The 12,922-nt window shown below is 40.0% G+C and carries 10 protein-coding genes and 2 tRNA genes; all 12 read right to left on the reverse strand.

What is annotated here, in order from left to right; all coding sequences use genetic code 11:
- Positions 1–79: 79 nt before the first annotated feature.
- The 12 genes from H5187_RS03715 to H5187_RS03770 all read right to left on the reverse strand — a co-directional run bounded on the left by H5187_RS03715 (position 80) and on the right by H5187_RS03770 (position 12,673).
- Positions 80–1,444, reverse strand: coding sequence for a DUF1329 domain-containing protein (locus H5187_RS03715; RefSeq protein ID WP_182739277.1), 1,365 nt, complete (start codon positions 1,442–1,444; stop codon positions 80–82).
- A 10-nt stretch (positions 1,445–1,454) separates the two neighbouring features.
- Positions 1,455–3,551 carry a DUF1302 domain-containing protein gene (locus tag H5187_RS03720; RefSeq protein WP_149981057.1) on the reverse strand — a complete coding sequence of 699 codons (2,097 nt, stop codon included), beginning with the start codon at positions 3,549–3,551 and terminating at the stop codon, positions 1,455–1,457.
- Between the two features lie 245 nt (positions 3,552–3,796).
- Positions 3,797–4,018, reverse strand: coding sequence for a DUF2835 domain-containing protein (locus tag H5187_RS03725; protein ID WP_149981056.1), 222 nt, complete (start codon positions 4,016–4,018; stop codon positions 3,797–3,799).
- Positions 4,019–4,021: 3 nt separating this feature from the next.
- Positions 4,022–6,616, reverse strand: a complete 2,595-nt coding sequence (gene pepN / locus H5187_RS03730) for an aminopeptidase N (protein ID WP_182783643.1) — start codon at positions 6,614–6,616, stop codon at positions 4,022–4,024.
- Between the two features lie 49 nt (positions 6,617–6,665).
- Entirely contained in the window at positions 6,666–8,144 is a 1,479-nt protein-coding gene (gene nhaC, locus H5187_RS03735) for a Na+/H+ antiporter NhaC (protein ID WP_182717879.1), read from the reverse strand.
- A 162-nt stretch (positions 8,145–8,306) separates the two neighbouring features.
- Positions 8,307–10,346, reverse strand: a complete 2,040-nt coding sequence (gene prc / locus H5187_RS03740) for a carboxy terminal-processing peptidase (protein ID WP_149981053.1) — start codon at positions 10,344–10,346, stop codon at positions 8,307–8,309.
- Between the two features lie 26 nt (positions 10,347–10,372).
- A complete protein-coding gene (proQ, locus tag H5187_RS03745) occupies positions 10,373–11,023 on the reverse strand; it encodes an RNA chaperone ProQ (RefSeq protein ID WP_149981052.1) in 651 nt (216 codons plus the stop codon).
- A gap of 15 nt (positions 11,024–11,038) precedes the next feature.
- A complete protein-coding gene (locus H5187_RS03750; RefSeq protein ID WP_064666123.1) occupies positions 11,039–11,317 on the reverse strand; it encodes a hypothetical protein in 279 nt (92 codons plus the stop codon).
- The gene (locus H5187_RS03755) at positions 11,314–11,775 is read right to left on the reverse strand and encodes a GAF domain-containing protein (protein ID WP_149981051.1); all 462 of its coding nucleotides are present in this window, start codon (positions 11,773–11,775) and stop codon (positions 11,314–11,316) included. The genes H5187_RS03750 and H5187_RS03755 overlap by 4 nt, the downstream gene beginning before the upstream one ends.
- Positions 11,776–11,900: 125 nt before the next feature.
- A complete protein-coding gene (locus H5187_RS03760; RefSeq protein ID WP_145233799.1) occupies positions 11,901–12,296 on the reverse strand; it encodes a hypothetical protein in 396 nt (131 codons plus the stop codon).
- A gap of 143 nt (positions 12,297–12,439) precedes the next feature.
- Positions 12,440–12,530: transfer RNA gene (locus H5187_RS03765), tRNA-Ser, on the reverse strand.
- A 52-nt stretch (positions 12,531–12,582) separates the two neighbouring features.
- Positions 12,583–12,673 (reverse strand) — tRNA-Ser (locus tag H5187_RS03770).
- Between the last annotated feature and the right edge of the window lie 249 nt (positions 12,674–12,922).

Consider the following 12,922-nt stretch of genomic DNA (forward strand, 5'->3'; position numbering starts at 1 on the left):
ACCCAGTGCGTGTCAGAGTGACAAACGCGATTTGAAATAATAAAAAAGCACCTAGATATTTCCAGGTGCTTAGAGTGTATTAACGACCTTCGCGGCGCAGTGCACTTGAGGTAAATTCATTATCATTAAACGATTGTGAGAAATCATACATTTTCTCTTGGTTATCTAAACCAATCGCTAGATAACGGCGCGAATTCAAATCGTAGTAAACGTCTAACGTACTCCAGTTAGTGAGCGCATCGTAATAGTTAATTGTATGAGCCATCGCTACACGGTACATTTGGTCACGGTTATCATAGATATCCGTCACTTGAACTTGCCAGCTATCTTCATCAATATAAAATACCCGCTTCTTATAAATATGACGAGTGTCGCCTTTCAAATCTGCCTCTACAACCCAAACACGGTGTTTTTCATAACGCACATGTTCCGGATTGATGTGACCGGCCATCAGAATATCGTCATACTGTAACTTATCACTGTGTAACTTATAACTATTGTATGGTACATAAAGCTCTTGCTTACCTTTGAGCGTCCATGTATAGCGGTTTGGCGAACCGTTAAACATATCGAAATCATCGGTTGTACGCAAGCTATCAGCTGCTGTCCCTGGTGCATCATAAGCAACATTAGGCGCGCGACGAACACGACGCTGGCCAGAATTGTAAGTCCACGCTTGTCGCGGAGTTAAAATTTGGTCCATGGTTTCATGAACTAATAGGGCCGTGCCAGCTAAACGCGCAGGCTCGGTGACTTTTTGTTTAAATTTAAACAAAATATTAGATTCTTGTAACTCTGCTGGTGTTGCTTTTGGATCTGAGTACTTAACTAACAGTTGCTCATCAAAGCCAACTAAATTATACGAACCTGAGGCTATAGGAGCTGCTTGACCGCCAAAACGCTCAATTGACAGACCACGGTAGCGTAATAAATGGTTCCAAATTGCCTCTAAGCCAGTTTTTGGAATAGGAAAAGGAATACCAATTGCGGTATTTTTTATCCCATTACCTTCTTCTATCAACTCTGCAGTTGGTGCGTATTTTTTTGTCGCATCATAGACAAACTGTGGGTTTGAAGCACTGCGATGAGTAGTATAGATATTCATTTTAAACGTATCTGGATACGCTTCAAAAAGAGCTACTTGACCAGGACTTAAATTTGCTTTGTATTTATCAACATTCGATTTATCAATGGTGAAAAGTACTTTGTCGTCAGCGTACGGATCTGGATGATGCATTCCCGGCGTATAACCTGCCGGTGCTTTAGTAATACCACCTGTCCACGCAGGAATCGAACCATCAGCATTACCTGCTTTTTCTGCACCTAAAGGAGTTAGATCTGCACCTAAACGTGCTACTTCTTCACTGGTCATTTTGGCAACGACCGCTTTTGTAGAAAACAAACTACATAGCGTTAGTGCAATGAGGGTAGGTTTTTTTATCATCATGATACCCCTAAATTGAATATTTAATATTGAAAGAAACAAAATCACGGTCTGAGAAAGTATTTATATCACCGCCACCCCAGAAAGAGTTGTAGCTAAAGTCAAATGACCATGCATTTTGATAATTAAAGTTCGCTGTAACACCAAGTGACTTACGATCTTCTATAAATAAGAACATCGGATCGGGTGTGTTACCATTTACATCGTGCGAAAATACAATACGAGGTGAAAAGTTAACTCCTTTGAAGAAGTTATAGTAATCGCCTTTGGCAATTAAGCGATATCCCCACGATGATGCTGATGCAAACTCTTTTTGCTCTGGCCCATTTGATAAAGCCATATGAAGTGTTGAGTAATCATCGGTACCTGGTCCAGTCATAATACCGCTTCGACCAGTGCCTGATACATTTAAACGCATTTCATCATATTCAGGCATATTATTAATGTGCACACCACCAATTTCACCCACAACAGCCCAACTATCAGCCCAAAGTGATGGGCCAAATAAATGTGTTGCTGTAAACTGCAATTGGCTAGTATTACGCTCAATATAACCTTTTGCTAATTCGCCAGGTCCTACAACGCTAATCGCGTCACCTGGACTCATTTGTGAAATACCTGCAAACTCAGGACGAAGCCCCGCTACCGCTAACTGCTCAGGCATAGCAGCATAAAGCAATTCTACGTCATCGATTTGTAATGGTTCGTCTTCACGGAAAGTGAACTCACCAGCAAACGCTGTTTCACCAATTGATGTATTAAAGCTTAACCCATACAGTTTAATATCTTCTGGATACTCATTGGTTGCTTTAGCAAATGCTTTTAAATCAGAGACATTGTCAGAAGTGATTTTAGTCGTTGCTAACATGGCTAAATCTTGAGCCATAGAGGCTTGTGTAAAGTTAGATACGCGACCAGAGATAAGCGGGCGACGACTATGGTAGTTCACATGATAAAGTGCAACCTCAGTGTCATTAAACTCTGGTAAAAACATACCTAAACGTAAACCATATTGGCCACCATCATCAGGCTCAGTTTTACCATCTCCCCCTTTGCCTTTAAGCGCGACTTTAGTAGGGTACGCTAGATAAGTTTGTGCTAATAACGCTTTACCTTCAGGGCTTGCAGGATCGATCCCTTTAGCGGCAGCAGCTTGACCAAAGGTGGTCATCAAGTTATTTAAGCTATCAGTTAAAAATGCTAAATCGATATCAGGGTTGGAGGTAAAACCAAGCTGTACATTTTGCTGATAACCATTTTCTGCGGCAAAGTCATTGGTTGAAAAATACGTACCAGCTGCAGGTAAGCGTGTTTCATGCCATTGGTACTGATAAAAGCCTTCCAAAGTCACATTTTCAGTGATCCCTAAAGATGCCCATAACATACCAACTGGAATAAAGGCTTCTTTAAGCTCTGCACCAGGCGCTTTTAATCGGTCAATATCGACCGGATTTACGTTAATACCGTGAGAAATTAATGTGCTCTCACCCCAGTTTATAACTTGTTGGCCAAGGCGAATAGAAAGTGGATTATTACCCTCATTCAAATCAAAGTTGGCCCATACGTAAGCATCTAATAGACGAATATCTGCGCAGCTTTGTTTTTTAGTGTCTTTATCATCACAAGGATCAACTCCTTGGCCTGAAGTTGGATTAACATAGGCGCGATCGCCATCCATCAATTCAAAATCATAAAAATACATAAAACGGGTGAAAAGGCCGTAGTTATCTTTGTTGATAGATAAATCGTGTGTCCCTTTCAACAGCTTTGAAAAAGACTCACCACTATCAAAGTTCAAATCCCCAGCGTCACCGTTATTAGAGTAAGAGCCAGGTTGGGCCCAGACATCTTGCGCTGAATAAATAGGATTTAAAACGGAGTTGTAGCCTGTCCAATCAAAAGACGGGTTATTACTTTTCCCTATTAAGTTAAAGTTTCGGTCTTCAACACGAATACTTTGCCCATAAGAGAAAGTCGAGTCGAAGGTTATATCAAACCCTCCGGCCTCAAATGTTGCAGCCTGTGTTGGTGCTGCTGATAACCCTAAAGTAGCGGCTGCGATGCCTAGTACTAGTTTATTTTTAACAAAAAGCGATCTTCTTATCATTGTGTGTCCCCCTGTCGCGGGTAATTTTGTGATCAAGTTATTGTTTTTAGTGTAGTCGTAACGATAGAAGCGAAATAAAGAAATTACAAATAGAACGCGTTCAATCGGTCATAATTTTTCTGTTTAGTTGACGTTCACCTAATGGTAAGACGTCCTACCAGATAATTTATACACGTAAATTAACAATAGGACAAATCGAATTAACAAAAAAATAATATTATAAGTGATTATTTTAAAATATTGTTTTAGGCAACACGTTCCAAACGTAAAAATTTATGCTCTGGGGTAAGCAAAAGTCGAAAGCGCCCTCTTACTCCTAAAGAAGAAATAAAAGGACGCAAATGGCTGGCCGCAAAACGTACTTTTTTGCCACCATCTTCAATTACTTGAACTGATGTATACTTACCTTCATAGTAATCCATGCACTGTTTGTAAGTTAAGTTCAGTAAAAAATAATATTCGACCATAATTTATTGTAGTGCTTTATCAACTTTTTCATACAAGTCGTCACTTAAATTATCAAGCAAAGCAAGACGTTGCAGCTGAGCTTTGATAGCAACCGAACGTACTTCATCGTATCTACGCCATGACATAAATGGCGTTAACATACGTGATGCATTTTGAGGGTTGATTGCATTAAGCTTAACTAATAAGTCACCTAGCAATTGATAACCTGTGCCGTCTTCACGGTGAAACTGTGCGGTATTAAAATGGCTAAAACTGCCTACTAACGCCCTGACGCGGTTTGGGTTTGAAAAATCAAAACAAGGGTGATCATATAATTTTTTGATATTAATAATGGCGTCATCGCCACCTTGCATTGCTTGCAATGCAAACCACTTATCCATCACTAGTACATCATGGCGCCACTGACTGTCAAATTGGTTTAACAACTCTTTTGCTAAGGGGTTGTCAGCTTTTACCACCGCACTGAGCGCGGCGAGTACATTGGTCATATTGTGTGAATTAGCAGTACTAACAAGGAGTTGATTAATATCAAGCTCATTAATTTTTGCCAAATAATGTAAGCACATACCTTTTAAAGCACGTATAGCGACAGCTGTTGCACTTACAGAGCCGTCATCTATTAAACTTTGATAACAGTCTAAGAGCTCACTACGCAATTGCTGAGCAATTTGTAACTCAAACTGATTTGTCACTGCAACCAATTGATCCACTGGGATCACATTAAACTCAGCTGCGAGGGTATCAAAACTAGGCAGCTTTAATAATTCCGCAATTAAAGCTAAATCTCCCTCCTGCTCAACTAATAAACTACGTAATGCAGAAATAATTGCTGGATCCAATTGATTATTTTCAGGTGTTGTAATGGCCCCTTTAACTGCCCCAATGAATAATTGTTGTTGAGCATCCCAACGCGAAAAATCACTGCGCGCAAAGCGCATAATGTGTAATAATTCAGTGGCTGTATTTTGTTGCTCAACAATACACGGCGCAGAGAAATCCTCTAGTAGCACCGCTACAGGCTTCGCGGTTAAACCATCAAAGCTAAACGTTTGCTGCGCTGTTGTGACATCTAAGACATGATCAAGTGGCTGTCCTTCAAACTGTAAAGGGACAGACTCGCCCTGTTGATCAAGTAGCTCGATAGCAAATGGGATATGTAATGGCGCATTTTCTGGCTGATTAAGCGGTGCCAGCTGCTCTATATGCAGTGAAAAAGTACCATTGAGCTTATCAAACTCTTGTTTTACGATTAGCCGTGGTGTGCCAGCTTGGCTATACCAACGTTTAAACTGAGTTAAATCGATACCTGAGGCATCACTCATAGCCGCAACAAAATCATCACAGGTGACGGCTTGCCCATCATGACGCTGAAAATAAAGTGCCATGCCCTGCTGGAACTTTTCTTCTCCCAATAACGTGTGCATCATGCGAATAACTTCAGCGCCTTTGTCATACACAGTTACTGTATAGAAGTTATTCATCTCAATCACTTGTTCAGGACGGATCGGATGTGCCATAGGACCGGCATCTTCACTGAATTGATGAGTACGCATTACTTTAACCGCATCAATACGATTCAGTGCCCGCGAGCCTAAATCACTGCTAAACTCTTGATCACGAAAAACTGTTAAGCCTTCTTTTAACGACAGTTGAAACCAATCACGACAAGTCACTCGGTTTCCTGTCCAATTATGAAAATACTCATGGCCAACGATTGACTCTATGGTGTGATAATCTTTATCAGTGGCGGTTTCTTGATTCGCCAACACACATTTAGAGTTGAAAATATTAAGACCTTTATTTTCCATCGCGCCCATATTGAAAAAATCCACAGCAACGATCATGTAAATATCTAAATCATACTCAAGATTAAAACGCTGCTCATCCCACCGCATTGATTTTTTAAGTGATGCCATCGCATGAGGGGTTTTCGGTAAATTCCCTTTATCAACAAACAAGGCTAAATCTATTGTACGACCACTTTGCGTAACAAAGGTATCTTCAAGTACATCAAAGTCCCCTGCAACAAGTGCGAACAAGTAACTTGGCTTTTTGAATGGGTCTTGCCATTTTGCAAAGTGACGGCCATTGTCTAATTTACCTTCCGCTAATTTATTACCATTTGATAATAAATGAGTAAACTGCTCGTCAGCAATAATCGTCACGTCAAAGCTTGCAAGTACGTCTGGGCGGTCAAGATAATAGGTTATTTTTCTAAAACCTTGCGCTTCACATTGTGTACAATACGCACCGCCAGATAGATATAAACCTTCTAAAGATGTGTTAGTTTTTGGCGCTATTTCATTAACGATTGTAAGCTGACATTGCGCTGGTAAATTATGGATCACAAGCTGCTCATCACGTAGGTCATAATCTGTATATGCGTTGTTATCTACAGTAATTGAGATCAGCGTCAAATCAATGCCATCAAGCACTAAATCTGCCACACCAGCTATTTTTTTCGTGATCGTCATTACACTCGTAACACGGGTGTTTAAAGGCAATAAATCGAAGGTCAAATCAATGTGATCAATTAAAAATGGTGGAGCTTGGTAATCTTTAAGATACTGTGCTTGAGGTTTTTTTAATGCAGTCATGTGAAACTCCAAAGTGGCTCCTCTTAACAGAGGAGCATATAATTTATGGCTATTGTTTTGGCTTAATACGTAAAATTTTAATGCCTAGGTAAGCATAAATAACAGCTAGTAATGGATTAATAAGATTAAAAAATGCATATAGCGCATAATCAAATGGGTTGATCAGTAATACACTTTGCATATATGCACCACAGGTATTCCAGGGGATCAGAGGACTGGTTATCGTCCCGCCATCTTCTAATGTTCTTGATAAATTAACAGGTTTCAAACCACGCTTTGCATATTCTTCTTTAAACATCCGACCAGGGACCACAATAGCGATATACTGATCTGCAGCAATTACATTGGTACCAATACAGGTCGCAATAGTAGCAGTAATTAAAGAGCCAGTGCTTTTGGCAATTTTAAGAATACTTTTTACAAAAATATCTAATAAACCTGTTTTTTCCATAATGGCGCCAAACATCAATGCCGTCATGATCAGCCACGTTGTGGTTAACATGCCAGACATCCCACCACCACTGAGTAATGAATCCATTTTTTCATCGCCTGTCAGGATACTAAAGCCATCAAAAAATGTACTCCAAACCAATTTAAAATAACCGACAATTTGCCCCTGAGAGCCATCAATTTGTGTTGCAATTAGGTCTGATTGAAAAATCATTGCCCATACTGCACCAAGTACCGCACCGATTGAAATTGCCGGAAATGCAGGCATTTTTTTAATTGCTAACACCAGTAAAACAATCAGTGGCACCAGCATCTCTAAACCTATATTAAAGTTTTGTTGTAGAATAGCGGTTATTTCATCAATACGCCCAGCCTCACTTGACGCTGTGGCATTAAAGCCCATAAAAATAAAGATGATTAGTGCAATCACAAAACTTGGTACAGTCGTCCATAGCATATGATGAATATGCTCGAATAAATCAGCTCCCACAACCGCAGGAGCTAAATTTGTTGTTTCAGACAGTGGACTGAGTTTATCGCCAAAGTAAGCCCCAGATATTACGGCACCGGCCGTCACTGTCTGCTCTAATCCAAGGCCAGTAGCAACACCGAGTAGCGCTACACCTATTGTCGCCGCCGTGGTCCAAGAGCTACCAATACTCATTGCTACAATGCCACAAATTAAACAGCTTGCTGCGTAAAACCAACTAGGATTAATTACCTGTAAACCATAATAAATAAGCGTCGGTACAGTGCCTGACAGCAGCCAAGTGCCGATCAGCGCGCCAACCATTAACAAAATTAATATAGCGCCCAAAGATAGAGTGATCCCCTCTATCATCGCTTGTTCAAGTTTTTTCCAAGTATAGCCATTTTTAAGGCCAATAAGTGCAGCTGTAAATGTAGCAAACAGTAGCGCAATTTGATTCGGCCCTGATGACGAACTATCGCCAAATAAATAGACCGCAGCACCTAATAAACAAATCAGTACAGAAATTGGGATCAAGGCATCGAAAAAGCTGGCCTGTAGGATGGGTTTTTCTTTTTGTGAATTCAAAATTAAGACTCCTACGCGCATTTTTATGCGCGTTTAATTATTATTTTTTAGCACAGACGCGACGCTTAGCCTAACTAAGTTACTTACTTTTGTCAGCGTTTAATCAGTAATTATAGCAATATCAAGAGTTTTAGGCAGCAAAAAAGGCGCCAAAGCGCCTTTTTTATTAACCTGTAAAACAAGTTATTTCTTAGCTACACGACCAAACTTGATATAATCTTGGGTAATTAATGCAGCTTCTTCTAAGAATGGATCTAAGTCGTCTAAGACATCAGGCGCATCATCCAAGCTCTCGATTGGTTTTTCACCTAAACGAGTAAGCCTTTCATTGGTACGAGCTAATGCACGCGCTTCACCATCGTCTTTTTCTTTAATACGCTGCGCTTCTACAAGAGAAATAGTTTTCCGGTCTTTCTCTTCTTTATAACGCGTAATATCTTGAAAAACATAGTTAAACTCAGGTTCTGATTTAATGCGTTCAGCATGCGCTTTGCTTAAGTAAGCAATAGCTGGGTGTAAGTCATCAACCGAGTTATATTTGGCGCGTACGATACTGTCCCACGGTAATGCATTATCCTCTTGGCTTTCGCCCCATTCCGCTGGATCAATTGCTGATGGGAATGAAATATCTGGGATCACACCTTTATGCTGTGTACTACCACCATTGATACGATAGAACTTTGCAATCGTATATTGCACACTGCCAAGTGGATTATCGTATAAATCGTAAGCACGGCCTAAGCCCTTATGCTGTTGCACAGTGCCTTTACCAAACGTTTGCTCACCAATTATTACTGCTCGACCATAGTCTTGCATCGCTGCAGCAAAAATCTCAGAGGCAGATGCGCTGTACCGATCAACAAGTACTGTTAGGGGGCCGTCGTAAAACGTAACACCATCGCGGTCTTTTTGCTCTTCAATGCGATTATTTAGAGTATGAATTTGTACCACTGGACCTTGGTCAAAAAACAAACCAGATAGTTGTGTTGCTTCATATAATGAACCACCACCATTTTGGCGTAGGTCAATTATAATGCCATCTACTTTGGCTTCTTTTAATTTCGCCAATTCTACTTTAACGTCTTTAGACAAGTTGTTATAGAAACCAGGGATCTCAATAACACCTATTTTGCTGGTTAAATCAGAATATTTTGCTTTGAATACTTCTGATTTTGCCGCTCTATCTTCGAGGCGAATTTTATCGCGAATAATTTCAACTACTTTAGGCGCGCCATGATCATCAGCACCTTTTAAGTATTGTAACCGCACCTTAGTGCCTTTTGGTCCTTTGATTAAATCAACTACGTCATCTAAACGCCAGCCAATGACATCAACAAATTCTTCTTTGTCTTGAGCAACGCCGATAATACGGTCGTCAGCTTTAATTTGCTCCGATTTATCAGCAGGTCCGCCTGGAACTAAGCTGCGAATAACCGTGTAGTCTTCGTCGTAGCTAAGTACTGCACCAATACCTTCTAGTTCAAGATCCATGTCCATTTTGAACTGTTCAGCTCTGCGTGGCGATAAATAGGAGGTATGTGCTTCAATACTTCGCGCAAAAGAGTTCATTACGATCTGAAATACATCTTCACTATTGGTTTGCACTAAACGTTTTTGTGCATTGTGATAACGCTTAGTTAATAATTCTTTGATACCAGGCCAATCTTTGCCGGTCATTTTTAATCGTAGTGCATCATATTTTACACGTTCACGCCAAAGCTCGTCTAACTCAGCTTGCGTTTTTGCCCAATCAGCATCTTCACGATCAAAGTAATATTCATCAGCCTTATCAAAGGTCATTGGTGTTTCAAGTAACTTTAAAGAATACTCATAACGCTCAAAACGACGCTGCATGCTTAGGTTGAAAATATCAAAGGTAAAATCAAGTTTACCGGTCGTTAATGCATTATCAAATTGGTTGCGGTATTGCTCAAATGAGGCAATATCCGCAGCCAAAAAGACGCTTTTATTAAAATCAAGGGATTCGATATAACGGTCAAACACTTTACTTGAAAGTGCGTCATCAAAACGAATTGGTTTATAATGTGCACGAGTAAATAAGTTTGTCACCCGTTTGCTAGCCGTACTATGCTGACTCTCTTGCGTAAGTACTGGCAAGTCTTTTGCTGTAACTACATCATTAACATCAGCAATATCTGATGCAAATAATAAACCTGAATACAGGGCGGCAACTAACGGAATGAGCTTAAACTTCTGACTCATACACAACTCCTTAATTTATATACAGCTTAAATAATGTACAGGCTGTCTGCTTTAGTTTTAACTTGCATGCCAGTTACCAACTCTACATGAACGTCTTCTTTGTTCACTTCAGTGATTACTGCATTAACAAGGGCTTGGCCAAGTTTAACTTTAACTTTGTTATTAACCTTGACCTCACTTGCTGGTAAAGGTTCAATTTTACCTGAACGTTTAACCGGCGCAGCTTTTGCTGGTGTGGCATTAACTTTAGCGTTTTTATCGCCTGGTTTAGCGAATTGGCCTGGTTTCTTTTTGTAAGATTTTGTGTCTGAATCATTACGTGGACGTTGTGACTTTTTACGTTTAGCCATTTTCGCACGACTTTCTTCAAGTGCTTTTTGAGCATGATCAATGTGCTCTTGTTCCACTTTAGCATCTTGATTTCCATCAAGATCAATACGAAATTCAGACTTAGTCACGGCTTCTAAATAACGCCAGTTAGACGTATATTTTCTCAGTGCTTGACGTACTTGCGTCTTACTAACTTTTTCAGAACCTTCAATTCGCTCAGCGATATCTTTAAAGATACCTACTTTCAGCGGCTTGATGCCGTCTTTTTGTTTAAAACATTGCGGAAATTCTTGATATAAAAATTCCAACACTTCATTAATATCTTTTAGCTTGTTTGTGGTTTCCATTTTAGAACCTATTTTTCACATCTTTTCATCAAGGGACGAATCGACGTAGTGTGTTACCCAGTCGACCAGCTCTTCAAAGTCGGCTTCAATTACAGCCATATCACCTCGAAGGTGTTCCCAAATACCATTTATAATTTCATCAATTAATTCACATTCAGTATCATCAGGAAGACGATCCCATGCAATGTGGATTAAATCGTTGAGCGTTTCCGCTACATGCTCTTCATCCCCTTCCCAATCACCTACATCAGTGATGGCAAACAGATAATCCTGTACATTTACTAAGTCTTTCATGCAATAGTTGCCTCAAAGCACGCGATGAGTGCTTCTAAACCTTGCTTATCATCAGCATCAAACCTAGCAATACTTGGGCTGTCGATATCTAATACAGCAAATACCTCACCATTTTTGTGGATAGGTATTACTATTTCAGAGTTTGACGCCGCATCACAGGCAATGTGGCCTGCAAATGCATGTACATCTTCAACAAGTTGAGTTTGCGCAGTTGCAGCGGCAGTTCCACAGACCCCCTTTCCGACAGGAATTCGGATACATGCAGGATTACCTTGAAACGGACCAAGTACTAATTCAGTTGGTGAATCCATCAAATAAAAACCAGCCCAATTTACATCATCGAGTGACGTAAATAACAGCGCGCTAATATTCGCCATATTGGCAATAATGTTAGGTTCACCAGTAATTAGCGATTCAGTTTGTTTAACTAATGACTGGTAAAATTCTTGCTTTTGCATACCAAACTACTTCTTATCAAACATACAGTAGCTAAAGGTACTCTTTGTCGCCAATAATTGAAACCTTTTCAGGGCAAAAAAAAGCAATTTGCCCTAATTTTCAGCAAGCTTGGTTAATAATTCTGCTATTGAGGAGGCTGTTGTTTTATCGCACCTAACCTTAATCCATATAAAAACAGTCCCGCCGCTAAAGCTGACATCGCGGTATTAATTAAAAAGACCATACCACCTGTTGCACTGAGTAAGTAACTAAAAATTGCACCACCGAGTAAACCTAATGTCAGTACTCCCGAATAATTAACTTTCGCGTACTTGTACATCAATAAATATCCGGGTACTACAAAAGCAGCCATGGTTAAACCGACAATATGCGCGTTAGCTATCGCACTCATAAGTAACTGGAAAAAGGTAGTCAGCGGATCGGTATTGAGCGTTAATGCATAATAAACTCCTAACACACTACCAATGATCACAGGTGAAAGTAATGATAACCCAACACTTTTTGCAAGCCGATGTTTCATAATGCGTCCTTAAAATCATACCTGAATAAATACTAAGAATGCATGATGTTTTACAACATCGAAATAGAGACTATGGTCGTAATTAAATAACTACATAAAACTTAGGCACAAAAAAGCCCGCTAATTTAGCGGGCTATTTTATATGGTGGAGAGATAGGGATTTGAACCCTAGAGGGGCTATAAACCCCTGCCGGTTTTCAAGACCGGTGCATTCGACCACTCTGCCATCTCTCCGAAACATTTATAAATCACGAATAAGAGTGTACTCGCAATTATTTTAATTAGGTGGTGGAGAGATAGGGATTTGAACCCTAGAGGGGCTATAAACCCCTGCCGGTTTTCAAGACCGGTGCATTCGACCACTCTGCCATCTCTCCGCACGGCCTGCATAATAGAGAAGGCAGTGCTCTTTGTGAAGCTTTTTTTTCAAAAAAGTGTTCAAGTGCTTAAAAAACCATTGATTTGTATATTCTTAACTCACCACTGAGTAAAATTCACACTAAATTGAACTTTTCTTTTTAATTATCGGTCTATTGAACTACAAAGGTTTGCCCAAATATAGAAGTCTTGGTAATCTAACTTCAGTTTAATTATCGGAACTTACAATAGGTTTCTAAAGGAGCTCT

Source organism: Pseudoalteromonas sp. SG44-1, assembly GCF_014164315.1.
Classification (GTDB): Bacteria; Pseudomonadota; Gammaproteobacteria; order Enterobacterales; family Alteromonadaceae; genus Pseudoalteromonas; species Pseudoalteromonas rhizosphaerae.